Source organism: Dolichospermum sp. LEGE 00246, assembly GCF_015207865.1.
Lineage (GTDB): Bacteria > Cyanobacteriota > Cyanobacteriia > Cyanobacteriales > Nostocaceae > Dolichospermum > Dolichospermum heterosporum.
Genome location: NZ_JADEWA010000002.1, coordinates 11,799 through 32,631, shown reverse-complemented (window position 1 = coordinate 32,631; position 20,833 = coordinate 11,799). Strand labels below are relative to the sequence as shown.

At 38.9% G+C, this 20,833-nt stretch carries 19 protein-coding genes and 1 pseudogene; 11 read left to right on the top strand and 9 right to left on the bottom strand.

The window, feature by feature from the left end; translation table 11 throughout:
- Nucleotides 1-4 precede the first annotated feature (4 nt).
- From IQ228_RS00390 to IQ228_RS00345, 10 genes are all read left to right on the top strand, one after another.
- On the top strand, nucleotides 5-685 hold the full coding sequence (locus tag IQ228_RS00390) for a restriction endonuclease subunit S (RefSeq protein WP_193961914.1): 681 nt from the start codon (nucleotides 5-7) through the stop codon (nucleotides 683-685).
- Nucleotides 685-1,611, top strand: a complete 927-nt coding sequence (locus tag IQ228_RS00385; RefSeq protein WP_193961913.1) for a hypothetical protein — start codon at nucleotides 685-687, stop codon at nucleotides 1,609-1,611. The genes IQ228_RS00390 and IQ228_RS00385 overlap by 1 nt, the downstream gene beginning before the upstream one ends.
- A gap of 44 nt (nucleotides 1,612-1,655) precedes the next feature.
- On the top strand, nucleotides 1,656-2,141 hold the full coding sequence (locus IQ228_RS00380) for a DNA-binding transcriptional regulator (protein ID WP_027402247.1): 486 nt from the start codon (nucleotides 1,656-1,658) through the stop codon (nucleotides 2,139-2,141).
- A gap of 75 nt (nucleotides 2,142-2,216) precedes the next feature.
- Nucleotides 2,217-2,609 carry a hypothetical protein gene (locus IQ228_RS00375; protein ID WP_193961912.1) on the top strand — a complete coding sequence of 131 codons (393 nt, stop codon included), beginning with the start codon at nucleotides 2,217-2,219 and terminating at the stop codon, nucleotides 2,607-2,609.
- A 32-nt stretch (nucleotides 2,610-2,641) separates the two neighbouring features.
- Nucleotides 2,642-3,421, top strand: a complete 780-nt coding sequence (locus IQ228_RS00370) for a DUF4351 domain-containing protein (protein ID WP_228043611.1) — start codon at nucleotides 2,642-2,644, stop codon at nucleotides 3,419-3,421.
- Nucleotides 3,422-3,682: 261 nt separating this feature from the next.
- Nucleotides 3,683-4,708, top strand: coding sequence for a phosphate acyltransferase PlsX (gene plsX, locus IQ228_RS00365; RefSeq protein ID WP_193961911.1), 1,026 nt, complete (start codon nucleotides 3,683-3,685; stop codon nucleotides 4,706-4,708).
- Nucleotides 4,695-4,835: a hypothetical protein gene (locus IQ228_RS00360; RefSeq protein ID WP_160170619.1), complete on the top strand. Its 141-nt coding sequence runs from the start codon at nucleotides 4,695-4,697 to the stop codon at nucleotides 4,833-4,835. The genes plsX and IQ228_RS00360 overlap by 14 nt, the downstream gene beginning before the upstream one ends.
- 197 nt (nucleotides 4,836-5,032) lie before the next feature.
- On the top strand, nucleotides 5,033-6,034 hold the full coding sequence (locus tag IQ228_RS00355; RefSeq protein WP_027402241.1) for a beta-ketoacyl-ACP synthase III: 1,002 nt from the start codon (nucleotides 5,033-5,035) through the stop codon (nucleotides 6,032-6,034).
- A gap of 112 nt (nucleotides 6,035-6,146) precedes the next feature.
- On the top strand, nucleotides 6,147-7,028 hold the full coding sequence (gene fabD, locus IQ228_RS00350) for an ACP S-malonyltransferase (protein WP_027402240.1): 882 nt from the start codon (nucleotides 6,147-6,149) through the stop codon (nucleotides 7,026-7,028).
- 156 nt (nucleotides 7,029-7,184) lie between these two features.
- A complete protein-coding gene (locus IQ228_RS00345; protein ID WP_027402239.1) occupies nucleotides 7,185-8,288 on the top strand; it encodes a fatty acid desaturase in 1,104 nt (367 codons plus the stop codon).
- Nucleotides 8,289-8,345: 57 nt separating this feature from the next.
- Here IQ228_RS00345 and IQ228_RS00340 read toward each other — a convergent pair whose 3' ends face one another.
- The 5 genes from IQ228_RS00340 to IQ228_RS00320 form a co-directional block, all read right to left on the bottom strand.
- On the bottom strand, nucleotides 8,346-8,909 hold the full coding sequence (locus tag IQ228_RS00340) for a hypothetical protein (RefSeq protein ID WP_027402238.1): 564 nt from the start codon (nucleotides 8,907-8,909) through the stop codon (nucleotides 8,346-8,348).
- Between the two features lie 98 nt (nucleotides 8,910-9,007).
- Nucleotides 9,008-10,621, bottom strand: coding sequence for an energy transducer TonB (locus IQ228_RS00335; protein WP_193961910.1), 1,614 nt, complete (start codon nucleotides 10,619-10,621; stop codon nucleotides 9,008-9,010).
- A gap of 361 nt (nucleotides 10,622-10,982) precedes the next feature.
- Nucleotides 10,983-11,321, bottom strand: a complete 339-nt coding sequence (petJ, locus tag IQ228_RS00330) for a cytochrome c6 PetJ (RefSeq protein ID WP_027402236.1) — start codon at nucleotides 11,319-11,321, stop codon at nucleotides 10,983-10,985.
- A 263-nt stretch (nucleotides 11,322-11,584) separates the two neighbouring features.
- Nucleotides 11,585-12,070 carry a GNAT family N-acetyltransferase gene (locus IQ228_RS00325; protein WP_027402235.1) on the bottom strand — a complete coding sequence of 162 codons (486 nt, stop codon included), beginning with the start codon at nucleotides 12,068-12,070 and terminating at the stop codon, nucleotides 11,585-11,587.
- An 86-nt stretch (nucleotides 12,071-12,156) separates the two neighbouring features.
- Nucleotides 12,157-13,326 (bottom strand): RpoD/SigA family RNA polymerase sigma factor, encoded by a 1,170-nt coding sequence (locus tag IQ228_RS00320; protein ID WP_039200267.1) that lies wholly within the window; start codon nucleotides 13,324-13,326, stop codon nucleotides 12,157-12,159.
- Between the two features lie 1,106 nt (nucleotides 13,327-14,432).
- On the opposite strand from IQ228_RS00320, the gene priA reads away from it, so the two are divergent.
- Nucleotides 14,433-16,901, top strand: coding sequence for a primosomal protein N' (gene priA / locus IQ228_RS00315; protein ID WP_193961909.1), 2,469 nt, complete (start codon nucleotides 14,433-14,435; stop codon nucleotides 16,899-16,901).
- Between the two features lie 134 nt (nucleotides 16,902-17,035).
- Here the strand turns inward: priA and IQ228_RS00310 are convergent, their stop codons facing one another.
- The 4 genes and pseudogenes from IQ228_RS00310 to IQ228_RS00295 all read right to left on the bottom strand — a co-directional run bounded on the left by IQ228_RS00310 (nucleotide 17,036) and on the right by IQ228_RS00295 (nucleotide 20,700).
- The gene (locus IQ228_RS00310) at nucleotides 17,036-17,293 is read right to left on the bottom strand and encodes a DUF4351 domain-containing protein (RefSeq protein WP_027402232.1); all 258 of its coding nucleotides are present in this window, start codon (nucleotides 17,291-17,293) and stop codon (nucleotides 17,036-17,038) included.
- 68 nt (nucleotides 17,294-17,361) lie between these two features.
- Nucleotides 17,362-17,847: pseudogene (locus IQ228_RS00305) on the bottom strand (DUF4351 domain-containing protein); the annotation flags it as partial.
- A 317-nt stretch (nucleotides 17,848-18,164) separates the two neighbouring features.
- Complete coding sequence (locus tag IQ228_RS00300) at nucleotides 18,165-20,312, bottom strand: SUMF1/EgtB/PvdO family nonheme iron enzyme (RefSeq protein WP_193961908.1); 2,148 nt, start codon at nucleotides 20,310-20,312, stop codon at nucleotides 18,165-18,167.
- A complete protein-coding gene (locus IQ228_RS00295) occupies nucleotides 20,305-20,700 on the bottom strand; it encodes a hypothetical protein (protein ID WP_193961907.1) in 396 nt (131 codons plus the stop codon). Before IQ228_RS00295 ends, IQ228_RS00300 begins: the two co-directional genes overlap by 8 nt.
- Between the last annotated feature and the right edge of the window lie 133 nt (nucleotides 20,701-20,833).

Genomic DNA, 20,833 nt, shown 5'->3' with positions numbered 1-20,833 from the left:
TTAAATGGAAAAAACTATAGTTAATCTTTCGCAGTTACGTCAAAAGGGTGTCTGGAACTTTGAACCTTACTCGCAAGTTGTGACAGGTGCAATGGCTCAGTTAGAGAAAAGCCCCTTTCCAGTAGTCAAATTGGGTACTTTAGGAACTACTCAGCGTGGTTATTTTATCAACGGGATTAAAGATAGAGGGGAAATTCCTTTGATATCAGTACGTAATATTTCGACTGAAGGTATCAACCTGAATCATGTGCGCTATCTCACTCCAGAGGAACACAACAAACTAGAAAAAACTCAAGTTCATAAGGGTGATGTGCTGGTTAGTTTAATCATGCGTCCAGGGATAGCTGCTGTTTATGAATCTGACGAACCAGCCAACATAGATACACACCTTGCAAGATTGCGCTTAACAGACAAGATTGATCCTGCTTACTTGACGTTATATCTCAATTCAGATGATGGTCAAGCCCTTATTCACTCCCTTTCAACTGGTAGCATTCAGCCTATGTTGACTCTTGCTGCTCTAAATAATTTGCCTATAATGCTCCCCTCTCGTGATGAACAAAAACAGATTGTTGTTGAAGCACAACGATTAATAAAAGAGGCAGAGCAATTATCGAAAGCTGCTAAAGATCACCGTGCTGAAGCTCAGAAGCTTGTTGGAAAGCTATTTCAAGGGGGAGTTTAATGATCCATGCTTGCTACTTAACTGTCTTTGAACAGCCACAGGAGGAATTAGAAAGAGCCTTGTATGATCTTTTCGATGACTTGGGTGCTGTATATGACGAATACGATTCAATACCTCTAAACCCATTAAATAATCAATATGAATTGCAAGCAGCAGTTACCCAAAATTTTGAGTTTCTCCTAAATGTACATTGGCAATCCCATATCAATTCTCATACTTTAATAACTTTTGACGTTGAAATGGCAGTTCCGGTTGAACCTGTCGAACTTGAGAAGGTTTTAGCACAGGCAGCAGAAACGTACTTTCCTAAATTAACACTTGTTTATAACTCTTATGGGGATGAGAGAAGTGAGAGATTATTCCCTTTAGTAATGAATTTTGAAAACGCAGTTAGAGAATTTATTATATCTGTAATGCTCAAAAAGTATGGTTCTCGCTGGGAAGATACTCTTGATAGATATATAGAAGATGCTGAACAAAATCTTGAAAAATATAAAATTAAATATGGCTATAAATGGGAAGATAGACTTAGAAAATATAAAGAATGTAAGAGTGAGGCATTAAAGAATAATGAAAATGAAGCTAACTACCAGCAATATAATCCTCTACTTATGCACTGGCTTTATTATGCAGATTTTACAGATTTATCAAAAATGATTAGTATAATTGATGACTTAGAAGGAGGTTATAAGCTATCAAATTCACCTCAATCAATTTTTGTTAATACTGTTAATAAAAACACACGAGATACAATTACGAGAAAAATTAATGACCTCCGTGTATTAAGGAATAGGCTGATGCACGGACGTTATCTAACAGGAGAGAATGAAGAGTTAATTAGATTGATTTGTAAAGAGTTTCAAGAGCTAATTATTCAGCCAGGATATATTAATAACTTTGAAAGTCGTAGGCTAACTGAAGACTAACTAATTGATAGAAGATAATAGATGTTAGTAGAGGAAGAGGTAACATGAAGGAGGGTAGTAAATACCAGCCACTCCTAGACTTTTTGTATAGCAGTGAACAAAATGAAATAATTTTATCATTTGCCGAAATCGAGCGTTTAATAAAAGAGTCCTTACCCAATTCAGCAAAAAGTAAACGGGCATGGTGGAGTAATCGCAGCAAAGGCGCATTACAAGCTTCAGCCTGGATAGAAGCAGGATATCGGGTTGAAAATGTTGATTTTGATCAGCAATGTATTACTTTTCGCCAATTTACTAATAGCGAAGAAGTGCAAATTGTAGATGGGAAAGTGGTATGGAATAGCAAATCAATTAAGGCATTACGTCTCCAAATTGGTTTAACACAGGCAGAATTTGCACAAGAGCTAGGTGTACGTCAGCAAACAGTTAGTGAATGGGAAAATGGAATTTATGAACCGACTCGCTCAAAGTCGAAACATTTAGACTTGGTTGCTAAAACAATCGGATTCAAATACGAGGTAGGAAGTTAGTCATTTAAGCTTTGACATTTACATGGTTAACAGGTATATTGTCAGAATAGCATCTGCTTCTGGCAACTGTCAAGCATGAATATAAAAAACACCGAACCCAAAGCCCTCTTCCTGTCCCCCGACGGCAAAATCTACCCCGACAGCCTAATTTGCACAGGTATCATCCCCGCAGAACTGGACGGAAAACCCTGCCCCTATTCTCAAAACGGTCAATTTCCTGGCATCAAACCCCTAAATTCTGAAGACCCCACATACACCATAGACAAAGGAAAAGCAGGCGACCTTTGCCCCACCTGTGCCAAACAACAACTTGCACACCTGGGACACTGGCAAGGTTACAGAAATCAAAATTTCCCAGAAGAACTGCGATCACTACGCTTATTCAAGTGTCGAATGTGGTTCTGGCTAGTCGTTCCTGGACTGCACGACCATGACCCAACCCAGCTTTTACTGTTTGTAAAATCCTAGCTGAAAAACATCCTCTTGATTTTGCCAACTGGTTGTTACCGGAAACAGTCGAAAAGATCAAAGTCTTAAAAACCGAATTAAGCATTGAACCAATTCGTGCAGATTCCGTTATATTGCTGCAAACAAACAACAGAATCCTACATTTAGAATTTCAAACTAGAACCAAATCAGAAACTCCCATTCCGTTAAGAATGTTAGATTATTTTGTCAGATTAGTTAGACAATATAATCTACCTGTAACTCAAGTGGTGATTTTCTTGCAGGAAACAACTAATGAAATCGCTTTTACCGAGGCTTATATTGATGAAATGACAAATCATCGCTATCGAGTCATCAGAATGTGGGAGCAAGATTCGGCTTTGTTTCTCAATAACCCCGCATTACTTCCCTTAGCACCATTAACAAAAACAAATTCCGCACCAGAATTATTATCCCAGGTTGCCACAGAAATTGCTAAAATTACAGATGTACCAGCCAGACAGAATACTGCTGCTTACACAGAGATTTTAGCAGGTTTGCGATTCGAGAAAAATCTAATTCGTCAATTATTGAGTGAGGATATTATGCAAGAATCTGTAATTTACCAGGATATTTTGCAAAAGGGTGAACAGAAAGGAGAACAAAAAGAAGCTTTTCGTTTTCTGAATCGTCAATTAAATCGGCGGTTTGGGGAAATGGATTCATTTATAGTTGAACGGATTCGTTTATTACCTACTGAACAATTAGAAATATTGGGAGAAGAGTTTTTAGATTTTTCAGGAATATCTGATTTAGTTAATTGGTTAGATACACACCTCCCCAGAATTTTATAAGGTTTTTTCCAGATTCTCGATTTTTTGAAAAAGTCGGGAATCTAATTTTTGATTTGCTTTGGGACATTAGTAAAATCACTTAATCATTAATGTTACCCATGTAATTCTAAGTAAATACTAACAAGCGAAATTAAGTGAAATTAAATATACTAATTCTCTTGATTTTAGAAAAAGTAGATTTTCTTATGCTTTTTTGAGAATTTTAAATTTTTAAGTATTGCAATCTGATAAAATTTGTAAGGTTTCTATAAGCTCTGAGCAATGGGATCGACTGGTGTAAGGATCGCAATTGACGCAATGGGGGGAGATCATGCACCCACTGAAATCGTCGCCGGCGCACTGCGGGCGCGAGAGGAATTAGGTGTAAAAATATTACTGGTTGGAGATCCCCAACAAATTGAGGCTATAATGCCGCCAAAGACAACTATGGCGGATTTGGAGATTGTTCCTGCCGAGGAAGCGATCGCTATGGATGAAGATCCTCTCAACGCAGTTAGACGCAAGCGGAAATCTTCCATCAACATAGCGATGGATTTAGTCAAAAATCAACAGGCAGATGCTGTATTTTCTGCTGGACACTCTGGGGCAGCTATGGCATCAGCTTTGCTGCGATTAGGCAGATTACCGGGAATTGACCGCCCAGCAATTGGCACAGTATTCCCCACCATCAAAGCCGGCAAGCCAGTAATGATTCTGGATGTTGGTGCTAATGTAGACTGTCGCCCTAAATTTTTAGAGCAGTTTGCAGTTATGGGTTCAATTTACAGTCAGTATGTTTTGGGAACCGACAATCCCAAGATAGGTTTATTGAATATTGGCGAAGAAGATACTAAAGGTAACGAAGTAGCTCTCCGCGCCCACCAATTGTTACGGAAAAATACTCAAATTAATTTTACTGGTAATGCTGAAGGGCGGGATGTATTATCTGGTGAATTTGATGTGATTGTTTGCGACGGCTTTGTGGGTAATATTTTATTAAAATTTGCCGAAGCAGTTGGGGGCGTAATTCTACAAATTCTTCGAGAAGAACTACCCCAAGGGATACACGGTCAAATCGGTACAGCGATTTTAAAACCTAATCTGAAGCGCGTTAAACAACGCATGGATCATGCTGAACACGGAGGAGCTTTGCTTCTGGGTGTCAGCGGTATTTGTTTTATTGGTCATGGTAGTTCCCAAGCACCATCTATTTTTAGTGCCATTCGCATGGCTAAAGAAGCCGTAGATAATCAGGTACTAGAAAGACTCCAATCCCAATATCAAATTCTCCAAAATGAAAGTAGTTAGTACCGCCGGGCGTTCGTTAAAAGTCAAAAGTCAAAAGTCAAAAGTAATAGGTCGTCAGCTTTTGGGGATTGACAATGGCTATTTTATTTTACGCCGTGCTGTATTAGCCCATTCTTTTCTCTATTGAGATGAGGATACAACAGCTATTTGTCATTTGTCATCCAATTTTAGATTGGGGATTTTAGATTCATAAATACTTTTATAAATCTGAAATTCTTGATCTCGAATCTAAAATTGGGATTGTCATTGGTACTCGTTATTAATGCTTACAAACAAGACAACTGACAATTTACAAATGACACTTGACAATTGAGGAAAAAAGAAGTGCCAAATTTTTTCAACAGTGGTATAGCGATTACAGGTAGTGGTTCAGCAGTCCCAGCAGCTTGTTTACATAACCAAGAATTAACTCAACTGGTAGAAACATCAGATGAGTGGATTGCCTCAAGAACAGGAATTCGTCAAAGACGGTTAGCATTGCCCCCCGATTCACTGACATCATTAGCCACTGCGGCTGGTCAACAGGCTATTACTGCCGCCGGCATCGCAGCAGCAGACATAGATTTAATTTTATTAGCCACATCCACTCCTGATGACCTGTTTGGAAGTGCTTGCCGTGTTCAAGGTGAATTAGGTGCTACCAAAGCAGTTGCCTTTGACTTAACTGCTGCCTGTTCTGGCTTTGTCTTTGGTTTAGTCACAGCCGCCCAATACCTCAGAACAGGCGTTTATCAAAATGTACTCTTAATTGGGGCTGATATCCTCTCTCGGTGGGTAGATTGGCAAGATAGACGCAGTTGTGTGTTATTTGGTGATGGGGCTGGGGCGGTGGTATTACAGGCTAATAAAAGCGATCGCCTATTAGGATTTTGCCTCAAAAGCGACGGTTCTCAAAACAATTGTCTCAACCTAGCCTATAACGCCTCTAGCACAGAATTAGCGCCAGATGTTCACGTATCTACAGGCAAATATCATCCCATTACCATGAACGGTAAAGAAGTCTACCGCTTCGCTGTGCAAAAAGTTCCAGAAGTGATAGACAAAGCCCTATTTGCAGCTAATCTCAAAGTTGAAAATATAGATTGGTTAGTATTACATCAAGCAAATCAAAGGATTATCAATTCCGTTGCTGAACGCTTAGAGATTCCCGAACATAAAATTATCAGCAATGTCGCCGACTATGGTAACACCTCCGCTGCATCTATCCCCCTGGCTTTAGATGAAGCAGTGCGAGCCGGGAAAATTAAACCTAATGATATCATTGCCACATCTGGTTTTGGCGCAGGTCTTTCCTGGGGGGCAGCCATTTTTCAATGGGGAAGATAGATAATTCAAAAGTCAAAAGTCAAAAGTCAAAAGTAGAAAATTAATACTAATAATCAATGACAACTGGCAACTGACAACTAACAACTGACAACTGACCACCGACTAATAACAAATGACTAAAACTGCATGGGTGTTTCCCGGACAAGGTTCTCAAGCATTGGGAATGGGAATAGACTTGTTAACTCTACCATCTGCCAAAGAAAAATTTATTCAAGCTGAGGCAATTTTGGGTTGGTCTGTAATAGATATATGTCAAAGTGATATTGACACTTTATCAAGAACACTTTATACCCAGCCTAGTTTATATGTAATCGAAAGTATTATTGCTGATATTTTGCGGGAAAAAGGACAGCAACCAGACGTAGTTACAGGGCATAGTTTAGGCGAATATATAGCCCTTTATGTGGCTGGTGTCTTTGAATGGTCGGCTGGATTACACTTGGTAAAACGACGGGCAGAATTAATGGATAGTGCTGCTGGGGGAATGATGGCAGCATTAATGAACTTTGACCGAGAAGAATTAGAAAAAGTTATTAGCGCCACACCTGATGTAGTTTTAGCAAATGATAACAGTCCTCTCCAAGTTGTTATTTCTGGAACTCCAGATGCTGTACAGACTGTCATTTCACAAGTTAAAGCTAAACGGGCTATCCCTTTAAAGGTTTCTGGTGCATTTCATTCCCATTTAGTGAAAGCAGCCGCAATGGAATTTCAAGAAGTTCTCGATTCAGTTATTTTTCAGTCAGCAAATGTTCCAGTTTTATCTAATGTAGATCCAGTTCCAGCTATGGAAGCGGAAACTTTAAAACAGCGTCTTTCTCAACAAATGACTGGTTCTGTCCGCTGGCGAGAAATTTGTTTGCAATTAGTAGAAGATGGCATTGAGAAAGTTGTAGAAATTGGTCCTGGAAACGTATTAACTGGGTTAGTTAAACGAACTACACCTAGTTTAATTTTACAAAATATTCGTAATGCTGCTGAGTTACCTGAATAGGTGAAGAAAACACCAAATTGCTACAAAAGTCTGGAATTGATGAATTTTTCTCTCCTCATTGGTTGCCCTTTGTAAATTTGCAACCTTTAGACTTTACGTCGGATGAAATATTTTCGCAAAGTCTTAATCAACCTGCAAACAAAACTAAAAATATTCATGAATACACTTGAACAAAAAGCTTGGATGACGCAAGCTGAGTATGCTAAAAAGTTGCGTCCTTTACTGCCGCCAGAAGCATTTTTACCTGATATCAATAAACTCTGGATTCTCTTAATTAATCTAGCAATTATGATTTTAGGTTGGGGAATTGCCAATCATCTTGATGACTGGAATTGGTATTTTCTTTGGCTGTATTTACCATTAGCATTAGTGATGGCTAATAGTGTGATTGTTTTGCTCTTTAGTACCCACGATTTGCTTCATAGCCGCACAGTTACGAATCCTTGGTTGAGACAAATAATTAGCTTATTGGGATTCACAATGTTATGGATGCCGCCAACTTTATGGAAAGCAGTACACAATCGAGAACACCATAATAAAACAAATTCTTTGAAAGATCCAGATCGTAATTATTTAGATAATCAACCTAAAAATTGGGGTAAATGGATTCAGAATGCTTTTGTGCCGTCATCTGAGGTAAATCCTATTTTATTGTTTATAGGAATGAGTCATGCTTGGGGCGTTCACACATTTCGGAATTTGACCTCAGTTTTATTATTCAATAATGGTAAGTCTAAGTATCCTGTAGTGGCTTTTACAGTTAGTGGGAAAGAACAACGGGCGATCGCTGTAGAATTACTCATGATTATCGCCATTCATGCTACCATCTTAAGTTACCTGGAGTTCCACCCCATTAAACTACTTCTTAGCTACTTCTTGCCTATTTGGATAGGCTATGCGGGGCTGATATTTTATATCTATACCAATCATATGTTGTGCCGCATGACCAATGTAAATGATCCTCTCATTAATAGTCTCTCTATTCGAGTTCCGAAACTATTTGATGTCTTACATTTAAACTTTTCTTACCATACAGAACATCACATTTTCCCCGGCATAAATTCAGATTATGCGCCAATGGTGCAAGAACTATTACAAACATATTACCCTGAAAGATTTAACTTATTAAATGCGGGAAAAGCCTGGGAATTAATGATGGAAACACCCAGACATTACAAAAATGATCATACTTTCACAGATTGGTCTGGAAATAAATTTGTAACCTGTCCAATCTTAGGGATAAATCTCAGCGATCTATAGTCAAATTTAATCAGCACCTATGGAGAAGTAATGTAGAGACTTTCCCCGTCAACTCGATTACATCTCCATCCAAAGACGTTCTAATTGTCTTTGCCAAGCTGCTAAAACTTGTTCTCGTCCCTGGGCATTTTGGTCAATATCTCCTAATAATCCTTCGGCATAAAAACGGTCTAGATTTTGCATAGTGGCTTCTAAAGATTGTCCCTGTTGTTTTGCGGCTTTAATAATTTCGCGGATACGAGTTTCTAGCAAATTATTGAAAACATCATTAACACCAGCTTGATATAATGAAATCAGACGAGCGATCGCATTAGCAAAATCTCCATTAGTCAAAGTGCCACTATTATGCTGAAATACTCCCCAAATTACATCATCATAAACGGCATATCGTGTTTCCTGAGTATCATCAAAATTAGCCTCTAGAAACTGTGTCATAAAGGCTGCGGCTTCTTGTAAAGGCATAATTGGCAATAATATCCGCAACCAGGTATTATCTTCTGAAAGCAGCACCAACAACCGAAAATCAGCAGTTTCTACTTGCCAAGAACCGGGGGCAATAGATTTTACAACTTCAGCAGTGAATAACTCTGTTAACGTACCCGCTATGTCTTCCGGTGTCATAATTATCTTTGAACTTTATCATCTAGAGTAACGCTTTTTGGCATAGGACTTACCCAAGTTTCACACTAAAAATCTGTTGTCGGGTGCTAATCTTAGCACTATTGACTTTTAGACTCAGTTGGTGATGTAGTCGCAGGTTCTAGTGGTGCGGGAGATTCTGCTGGTGGTGAATCAGCAGACTTTTGACGACGACGGAGGACTTCTGTTAAGCGTCTCTGACTTTTTTGTATTCTTTCGGTTCTACCTTCGTCCGATTGATTACTCGTGTCAGATTTTACGGGCTGAACTGAACGGCGACGGGCTGGAGATTCTTCTGTTTGCTTGGGTTGTTCAGGTTCAATAGACTGACGGGGTAGTGAAACTGGTTTACTTTTGGAGGGTGCAGATTCTTGTCTCTGTCTAGTTATATTTTCGGATGGAATATCGGTAATAATAACATTCGTTTTTCTGCGATTGCGTTGACGTGATTCTATCGAAGTGGAAGCAGCAGCTTCTTGTTCCGGTTTTTTATTAATGGCTTCTCGCTGTTTTTCTATTTGGCGTTCTTGAAGTTTACGGTGACGCTGTGATCCTTTAATAGCAAAGTTAACCGAGGCTCTTACTCCTTCTCTTCCTGCTTCTGTGGGCGTTAATTTCCACTCTTGAGCAGCTTTTTGAGCGGCTTCATCTAGTTCACTATCACCACTGGAACGGATTAACCGCACTCTCGTAACATTACCTTTATTATCAGTATCAATAGCAACTTCTGGATTTCCTTCTGCGCCCCGCCGTCTGGCTCTCTCTGGATACTTAATTTGACACTTTAGACAATCCGCACGATTCAATTTAGAACTGTTTTCGATGGGAGGATTGGGTGCGGTAGCTACTGGTGTATTCTCTGACTTGGCTGTGTTTCCCACACCATTACCAGAACTGTTTCCTACACCATTACCAGAACTGTTTCCCACCCCATTACCAGAACTGTTTCCCACGCCATTACCAGAATTGTTTCCCACACCATTACCGGAATCTTTACCTAAAATATTTCTCCAGCGATGATTACCTAAATTATTTAAAATATTTCTATTCTGCGAAACTGGTATAGAGGTTGTGGAGTTGCTGGGGATATTATTAGAACTAATATTAGGTTGAAGTTCTGACTTTAATAATGGGATTTCCGTAGGTTTTGTTTCCGCTTGAGGTTCAGTAGATGCTAGGGTATTTGAAGTTTCATCTAATTTTTGGATTGGTTTGGTTTCTGTTGGGATTGTCGGTTCAGGAGTTGTATTTTCTATAGAGTTATTTTTTAGAGAATTTGGGATGATTGCACTTTTAGGAGGCGTGAGTATTGGGGATTGTTTATTAATCAGGTTATTAGTGGTTTTTGGTTGGGGCTGTTTGCTTACAGGGGCAACAGAAGACTTGATTTTACTAATGGTTGTTTTTGTTGGTATAGAAACTTCGCCGCCTTCATTTCCACCACCAGGATTTATTTCTGCTAGGGATTTGATCTCTACTGGTGGTTGGATTATTTTCTGAGGGAGAGTTTCCAAAATTGTTACTTCAATTGGTTCATTTGTAACTTCAGGTACTTTGAAGAAAAACTTATTAATAGCTAAAGCCAATAGTCCGATATGTAATGCTAGTGAGCCAATAAAACTAAAGATCAGGAAAGTCTTTAAGGCTTCAGCCTCTTTTTCGCGCTGTTCTATAGTAATGCCTGATAAACTCATATTTTATGATTAGTTATGGATGATTAGTTATGAATAACATAACAGTTATTAAGTAGTGAGACAGAATTAATTACACAATGTTATTGCGTTAGCGCAGCGTGGCGTTAGCCATATGGAACGAAGTGAAATGAAATGAAGCAATCGCCAGGGTTGTGATTGCTTCCCTTCGCTCGCAATGACTGTAAATATTTTTGTCCAATTACTTATGCTCAATGCAATACAATCTAGGGCGGGGTTTTCCCGCCCCTAGATGCTTTGCGGGTTGCTGACTGTATCTCACAAAGAGTGAATACTGCTATAACTATAGGAATAATAAGCGAAAAGCCCCGCACATTGTTAAGCCATCAAGTTAGATGTAACTTTACTTTTCCCAGCCATTATCAGCTTGTTGTAGGACATAAGCAGCTACATTTTCTATTTGATCTGGTTTTAATTTATTACCAAAAGCTGGCATTGCGCCTTGACCTTTAGTAACTTGAGCAATAATTTTCTCAGCCGAGTACATATCGTACTTTACCAAAGCCTCTTTCTTCAAGGTTTTAGCTCGATTAACTAAATTTCCGCCGCCAAGGTGACACTGAGCGCAATTAGCCTTAAATATTTCGGCTCCATTAGCAGCGTCCGCGGCCAAAGCGGGACTACTGAAGGCAAAGGTGAAGGTAGCTATGCCTAGTAATAATATCGAGACGATCTTTTTCATCTGGTGTTCTCTCTACGACAATGGCTGAATCCGTGCAAATATCCTCTATAATTTTCATTTGATTTTGTGGGATTAGTCAAAAGACAAGCTGTCAAACTTGGTTCTCAATTATGGGAAATTGGCGATTAATTGATTGATAGCTTCAGGGTTTAGGCTGGAGGTAAATTTATGTGAATTTAAATTTACGATTAACAAAAAGAAATTAATAATGAAGGATAAAAGGAAAGGTAAACTTTTCGGATTCCTTCTTGATCTTTTAAACTTCATTTTTGATTGGCTAATCCTGAAATACCCTTTTCAGTGACACGACAAATCCGCCAATCATCTAAAATATCCGCGCCCATGTTCCTGTAGAATGCTTGGGCTGACACATTCCAATCTAAAACGCTCCACTCTAAGCGCCCACAATCCCTTTCTAAGGCTATTTGAGCTACCTTTGCCAAAAGTGCTTTACCAATACCTTGGCGGCGATATTCTGGCAAAACAAAGATATCTTCGAGGTAAAGTCCTGGCTTGGTGAGAAATGTTGAATAATTATGAAAAAATATGGCAAAACCTACAGCTTGACCTTGGGATTCAGCTAAGATTGCGTCTACATATTTTGGTGAACCAAATAAATGATCTTTGAGGGCTTCAGCATTACCAATCACAGCATCGGATAGTTTTTCATATTTTGCAAGTCCTTGAATTAATGCAAATAGGGTATGAGCATCACTGGGTTGGGCAAAACGGATGATTAAATTAGTCATTAGTCATTGGTTATTGGTCATTGGTCATTGGTCATTAGTCATTGGTCATTGGTAAAACAACTGACTAATGACTAATGACTAACAACTTATACTAACCAGCCTTTTAACCGTTTGGCTATGTGGGGGCGACGTAACTTTCGCATGGCTTTACTTTGGATTTGGCGAACTCGTTCACGGGAAAGGTTAAACATATTACCTACCTCTTCTAGGGTGCAGGGTTCGCTGCTGGTGAGTCCATAGCGGAGAGAAATGACATCTTTTTCCCTGGGGGTAAGTACGTCTCCTAGAACTTCCCAAATTTCCTGACGCATCATGTTTTCGTTCATTTTTGCTTCGGGAGACTGGTTATCTTCATCTTCTAGCAAGTCCATTAATTCTGTGTCTTCTTCTTTACCGACACGGTGGTTAAGGGAAAGTGCTTGTCGTCGAAGTTGTTGAAGTTGACGCAGTTGGTGAACCGTAATTTCCAAAGATTCAGCCATTTCGGCTTCCGTTGGGTTACGAGAGAGTTTTTGTTTAAGTTCCCGTTGTGCTTTTTTTAGTTTATTAAGTTTCTCAACAATATGGATTGGTAAGCGAATAGTTCGGGCATCATTAGCGATCGCTCTCGTAATTGCTTGTCTAATCCACCAATAAGCATAAGTAGAAAACTTATATCCTTTATCGGGATCAAATTTTTCAGAAGCGCGGTTTAAACCCATTGCTCCTTCCTGAATCAAATCGAGAAAAGGGACACCACGATTTAAATATCGTTTAGCAATAGAGACAACTAACCGGAGATTGGAGCGAATCATTTTTCGCTTGGCGACTCTACCCTGATACAAGCGGCTGTCCAGTTGTTTTTCTGTCATTTCCAATTGCGAAGCCACCTGAACCTTGCTAGGGTACGCTCCTAGTTCCAATTCTAAAGCCGCTTGCAATTCTTTGACTTCTTCCAAAAATCTGACTCGTCTGGCTAATTCCACTTCTTCATCAGGTTTGAGTAGTGGATAACGTGCCATTTCCTTAAAAAATGCGCCTACAGCATCATCATTTTCGGTTTTATTATATCCCGAAGGACGGGCTGCGGCCATGTCATCGCCATTGCGTTCTTCTGATTCCAAGTTTTCGACAATTGCAGTATCTTCATATACTACTTGATCTAAACTCTCAATTGTTGGTTCTTCATGATCAGTAATATTCTCTAGTATTTCCATTGTTCCCAATTCAGCAAGATTCATAGTTTCCTTTAGGGATGGTTGCTTTGTTTGGTACATAATTTAATCACAACAGCCTGTTTCAGACTGGGTAGTTTTCCCTTCAGGACAAATACACCCTTTTTCTCTAGCAAAAGACTCCCTTTTTGATCATTCCTTATCTGGAAGGTAAATCAGTATTTGTCCATTATTTTTGGTTATGGCTAGATACAACCCATGATCATTACTGGTTTTAGCACCCACAAAAAACTATCTTTTTTGGAAGATATATCGGCATATTCTTCGTTCTTTTCTTAATTAGCAAATATGTCAACCCTCCTGATCATCACTTTAACAAATATCCAAAATGTAGATAAACACTCCTATATATCCATCCTAAATGATCTGTGAAAAAATCTATTGCTTGTTGCCTGTTGTCTGTTTAGCACCTCCATGAATAAGCCAGGAAAGCTATATATTAAATTTTTGTGTATTTTTTGCAAAGTTTCTATGTTTGTTCGGGGTAGACGATGAGAGTAATTGGATAAATCGCCATGTTGTTACTAGATTTATTTGTTCCTACGAAAATTTACTAAATAATCCAAAATACAAAAATAGAAACTTACAATCCGGACAATATTTATCGTTTAAAAGCATCGCATATTGAAAAAATATTTAATATCTATCAATGGGTGGAAAAGCTCTATGCCTGATTTCGTAGTTCAAAATGAGTTTTAATTAATAACACAATTACGTAAGAAGTTAGAAATAATAATTCAACACTTAATTCGCTAATAGTACAGGTATAGCATGGGTATTTAAGAGTTGGAATACTTATTAGACAAGAATTTGTCTAAAAGTTTTATCTCCGATTTATTCTATATGTTGAATCCTGACTTCATTGCCTATTACTCATAATTACCCATTCTCTGAATGTATTTCTCAAGATAGGGTTGGTAGATTGAGGACACAAGTATGTAAATCAATTTTCAACTATTTATTACTCGGATACTAGAAGATAATTTGTCTGGTAGATTACATAAATTCCAGATTATCAAGTATTATGTGTAATTGAAGTATTGTAAAATACTATTTACATCAGGTAAAACCAAAGGATATAGTTAAGTAAGATTGAATAGAATTAACCAAGTCTGTAAATAAAATATTTGTTTATAAATTGAGAAGTTATGTATAGTATTGGCGTAAATTCATCGGTTATAACCGTATCTGAACCAGAAGGATTATATCAATCTCAAACAAAGTTGTCTCAATGGGTTGAAGTGCTTGTAGATTGTCCAGGATGTTCAGATTTATTTACCTATAAAATACCGGAACAGTTAGAAATCAAACCAGGGGATATTTTAAGTGTTCCTTTTGGTGCAACACAGGTAGGTGCGATCGCTATTCGCTTATTAACTCAACCTAATCTAGATATTCCCTTAGAAAAAATTCGAGAAGTTGAAGATGTGGTTAGTGAAGGGTTTTTTCCTGCTGGCTATTGGATATTACTTAATCGAGTTGCAGCTTATTACTATACACCTCTAATTCAAGTTATTCGCGTCGCATTACCACCAGGATTATTAGGAAGATCACAACGTCGTCTGCGGTTAACTCCCTTGGGTAGAGAAAATCTTTCTATTTACATTAGCCCTACAGCCCAGCAAGTAATCACACTTTTACAAAAAACGCCAACAGCAGACTATAGTTATCACTACATTCAACAAAAAGTTAAAGCTGCATATAGAGGTATTCGGGAATTAATTCGTTTGGGATTAGCAGAAAACTATTTAGAACCGCCACGACTCACCCAACCTAAATTACAAAAAGCTGTCACACTTCTGGATAATCATGATGACGATTTAACAACCCGTCAAAAAGAAATTGTCGAAGTTTTACGCCGACAAGGCGGGGAAATGTGGCAAAGTGAATTATTGCAACTTTGCGCTACTAGCACGTCTACGCTGAAAGCCTTAGTAGATAAAGGCTATATAGTCATTGAAGACAGAGAAATATTACGCCAAGAACAAGGACCCACAGTAGCTGGAGATTGGGCTAAATCCTTAACACCAGCCCAAAATAACGCCTTAGAAACAATTAATTCCTTAACTGGATTTACTCAAGTATTGTTACATGGGGTGACAGGTTCAGGAAAAACAGAAGTATATTTACAAGCCATATCACCATTACTCGCACAAGGAAAATCCGCTCTTGTTTTAGTTCCCGAAATCGGACTCACCCCCCAACTCACAGACAGATTCCGCGCCAGATTTGGAAACAAAGTCCACGTTTATCACAGCGCCCTTTCCGACGGTGAACGTTACGACACTTGGCGACAAATGCTCACAGGAGAGCCACAAATCATCATTGGGACTCGCAGTGCCATTTTCGCCCCTTTGCCCAATCTAGGCTTAATTATCCTGGACGAAGAACACGATAGCAGCTTTAAACAAGATTCCCCCATTCCTACTTACCACGCCCGCACTGTCGCTCAATGGCGAGCCGAATTAGAACATTGTCCCCTCATTTTAGGTTCTGCAACTCCTTCTTTAGAAAGTTGGGTAAGTAGAAATCATCAATATTTATCATTACCAGAACGGATTAACTCCCGTCCATTACCACCTGTGGAAATTGTGGATATGCGTCAAGAGTTAAAAGAGGGAAATCGGTCTATTTTTAGTAGAAAGTTGCAAAATGCACTGCAACAATTGGAAGAAAGACAACAACAGGGAATATTATTTATTCACCGGCGGGGACATAGTACCTTTGTGTCTTGTCGCAGTTGTGGTTATGTATTGGAATGTCCCCATTGTGATGTTTCCCTAGCTTATCATCATGTGGAAGCGGGAGCGCCAGAATTATTGCGCTGTCATTATTGTAATTATGGGCGTTTACATCCTCCCCATTGTCCTGAATGTAGTTCCCCTTATTTGAAATTTTTCGGTAGCGGTACTCAACGGGTAGCACAGGAATTAACTAAACAATTTCCCAATTTGAAAATAATTCGCTTTGATAGCGATACAACTACAAAGAAAGGTTCGCACCGTGAACTCCTAACTAGATTTGCTAACGGTGAAGCGCATTTATTAGTGGGAACACAAATGCTAACTAAAGGGTTAGATTTACCCCAAGTTACCCTTGTGGGTGTCGTCGCTGCGGATGGATTATTGCATTTATCTGATTATCGCGCCAATGAACGCACATTTCAAACTCTGACTCAAGTTGCAGGAAGGGCGGGAAGAGGGGATGATCCAGGTAGGGTAATTGTCCAAACCTATACCCCAGAACATCCGATTATTGAAGCGGTACAAAAACATGATTATCAATCTTTTTGTGATGCAGAGTTAGCACAAAGACAAGCTCTGAATTATCCTCCCTATGGGAGATTAATTTTATTGCGGTTAAGTAGTTTAGATCCGATTCAAGTCCAAAATACAGCCCAAATCATTGCTACATTTTTAAACGATAAGGAAGGGTTTGAGATATTAGGACCCGCACCTGCTAGTATTTTACGAGTAGCTAACCGTTATCGCTGGCAAATATTACTCAAGTTTGCTCCTGATGCTTTACCTAATTTACCAGATTGGCCAGAAGTGCGATCGCTCATCCCCACTTCCGTGAGTTTAACAATTGATGTAGATCCCATTAATATTATGTAGTCGGGGAAAATAAATTATTGTCAGAATCAGGATTGACGGGTTGTTATCCAAATATTATGGCAAATTTGGGTTGTTTAGCGATCGCTGTTTAAATTAGTGGATACTACCGGAGCGATCGCTGCTATTATGGCTATTTATTGGTAATTTTTCAGCCAAGTTTCTAAATCTGTAATTGAAGTAAAGTCTAATAAAGCCTCTCCTAATTCCTCAAGTTTCTCCACAGATAATTGCTGAACTTTTTGAACTAATAATGAATCAATTTCCCCAATTCGGCGATTTAAGAGACGGATAATTAGACGTTGTTCTTTTTCTAGTCCTTCTTGTAATCCTTCTTGTAATCCTTCTTGTTTTGCCAGTTCTCGGTCTTGTTGGTAAAGTGGTGCTAATCGCATAATCAACTCCTGATCTTCTGTTTGTGAACTTTGATTGATTTTTAAGTTTTTCTGGAGGTTGTAGAGAGTTAGTTATACAATTTCAGCCAAGTTTCTAAATCTGTAACTGAGGTAAAATCTAACAAAGCTTCTCCTAATTCTTCAAGTTTTTCAACAGGTAATTCTTGGACTTTTTGAATTAGTGATGAATCAATTTCACCAATTCGACGGGTTAGTTGGCGGATAATTAGATATTGTTCCTGTTGTAATCCTCGTTGTAATCCCTCATGTAATCCTTCTTGTTTTGCCAGTTCTCGGTCTTGTTGGTAAAGTGGTGCTAATCGCATAATCAACTCCTGATCTTCTGTTTGTGAACTTTGATTGATTTTTAAGTTTTTCTGGAGGTTGTAGAGTAGTTCTAAGGTGATTTTGACGTAAGGTTGATTTAATGGTAATGCAGCTAATTCATCAATTGCTCGTTTTTGGACTGTACCTCTACCTAAAAGTCTTAACCATAGTGTTTCTTGAGTTTGGGGTAATTGATGAATAACAACAATTGCGGTGTGTAAGGATTTTGTTGGGTAAATTGTCAGAATCAGGATATCCAGGATTAAAGGATGAACAGGATGAAAACCAGAGATTTTATCACCAATCATCAATTACTTTAAAGATATCTTAGATGCTGCCAGATCCCCGACTTCTTTAAGAAGTCGGGGATCTATTCTATGCTATTATCTACTTGACTAAATCTAAAGTTTTCTGTATTATGGACGAAGCACTCATCAAGCATCCGAAAATCTAAAAAAATATTTTTTATCGCTCCACTCCGTTACGCTAGGGAAGGGAAAAATAAAGAGCGCAAAGCGCAAAAGAGCAAGAGTGCAAAGGGCTACTAAGTCCTCGCCGCACCACTACATACAACCCGAAAACCAATATTGTAGCTGTCGTAGACGAGGTAGTAGCCGTAGCGATAAGCAGAACGGCAATAGACAGGATTGTTGCGCCACGAACCACCGCGCAGCAGTCTAGACTCACTGTTTTTATCTAGCCAGGCGCTACCATCAGCGGGAGCATTTATATAATTTTTGTGCCACTCATCTTCGCACCATTCCCATACATTACCACACATATCGTATAAACCGCAAGGGTTAGCAGGAAATTTTCCTACTTCTGTGGTTTTTCCTCGATATTCTCCTTTTGCACCACCACCATAGGTGTAGTTACCATCATAATTTGCTAACCCTGTGGAAATTGTTTCCCCAAAATAAAAGGGTGTAGTAGTTCCTCCACGACAAGCATATTCCCATTCGGCTTCACTAGGTAAGCGATAGGTTTGATTTGTCTTGAGGGAGAGTCTGGCGCAAAATTCTTGAGTATGATTCCACGATACACGCTCAACTGGCAGATTGTTGGTGAGCGAAGTCGAACCATCACCTTCAAACCTCGATGGATCAGATTCTAAATCAATCTTAACCTTGGGTAAAGCAGCTACAAGTCGCCATTGTTTTTGAGTGACTGGATATTTACCCATGAAAAACGAGGGAACGGTAACTTGATGCTGTGGACTTTCTGAAGAAATTGGGCTTTCGTCACTTTCTGGAGAACCCATTAAAAAAGTTCCTCCAGGAATATGTACCATTTCCAGAAATACACCATTTCCTAAATCTTGGGTAAAATACTCGGCACTTTTGGTAATGCGGTTAATTCCTGTACCATTCTTATTTATCTGAGCAGTTTCAAACTGGAAAGTTTTTAACTGCAATCGTAATTGTTCGGCTACTTCTGCTTCTCGCTGACGTTGCAATCTTTCTGCTTCTTGCTGCAATCTTAGTTGTTCGGCTGCTTCTGCCTCTCGCTGGCGGTGCAATCTTTCTGCTTCTTGCTGCAATCGTAATTGTGATAATGCTTTTGCTTGTTGCTGAAGTTGCAATGCTTCCTCTTCTTGCTGCTTTTGTATCTGAAGCTGTTTTTGATATTTTGCCTCTTTAAAAGATGTAATTTCTAACTCAATTGATGCTACATCCTCATCTCTCAACCCTAAAACATCTTGTTGATAATCTTTAAGTATATTTAAAATATGTTCATCTAGAGGATATTTTTGCTCAACAGCTTTAGCAAAAGCTTGTTTGTAACTTTGCAAATTTGCTAAACGTTTACGAAAAGGTTCTAAAACTTCCGTTTCTATTTCCTCGGCTTTTGTATCTGTGATTCCCAGAGTTTTCCGTTTTGGCGTTAAGACTAAAAAAGCAAATTCACTTAGTTCACCATTTTGGGCATATTGTTCAACCAATTTGCGATACTCTACTTCTGGATTTCTGGGAGCATAAGCCAATAAAATGTTGTATCCTTCCTTATCTAGAATGATATCTGGTGTCATGTTAGGCTTCACCGCTTGGACTTTGGCTTTAGCGTAAGTGTGTAGTTCCTGAACATGAATATTGCCATCGTTATCTGTATCTGCTGCACCTGTCTCGATTCCCTCAACTAAATATTGAGTATAGAGGGAAAGTGTTGCCCCTTCTTGTGCAAAGGAAGTTTGAGTTGCACCAGAAGATGTAAGCACAACTCGACCTTCCGCGCCTAACTGCTTTTTGATATCTATACCAATACTTTTTGTATGCCAACCATTAGAAAAAGCACCACTGTAACAAGCATCTAAAATTAAAATTTGCCGTTTAGAATAACAATTTTTTGATTGTGTTTGAATAAAATTTGCGTCTACAGCGGTGGCTTCAAAGTCATCTTTTGCTGTGTTGCGAGTTGCTAAATAGAGATGATTGTCATCATTAGTAATCCCATGTCCAGAAAAAAAGAATAATAATAAATCCTCTTTACTTGCATTCCTAAATAGCTTTTGAATTGCTATTCTCATAGCTACTGAATCAGGATTCAGCAGCCGTTCTACCTGTGCAAAGTTTCCCAAATTGGGGTTTTGCAAAACTCGTTCCATAGCTTTGACATCATTGAGTGCAGATAATAAAGGTGGGATACCTGCACCATACTCACTCACTCCAATCAGTAAGGCTATTTTTTTAGCCATTGTCACCACCCATTGCGGTTAATAGGTCTTTGGCTATTTTTTCGCTTTCTAGCAGTTCTTGGCGGCTTTTGGCTTTGATACTGACTTCTTTATCACCGACTTTGACAGTAATTTCTATGGGTTTGTCTCCCAAGCGATCGCCCAAAAAGGCTAAAAATGTTTTAATATTTTTTATACTGACTTGTGCTGTCAGCACTCCGATCAAAGTTGCAAAACCTGGCTTACTTCCTGCTTCTGGGTTAAAATCTTCAGCACGGTCTGCTTTTTCCACTTCATCCGAATCCCGCAATTCCCGCAGCAGCTTACTTGCTATTTTTAGCCGTCTCTCATCATCTAATTCTGGGTCATCAATAGCAAAAGTAAACTGAATTGTGCAATTATCTGTCATATTCACCCCCAGAGTCTTAATTATATTTTTAATACTAAACTATACAGTCAATTTAACAAAAAACGGGCGGTTAGAAACCGCATCTACACAAACAAAACCTGCCTTCGCAGGTTAAAAATCTTAATTTAACCTT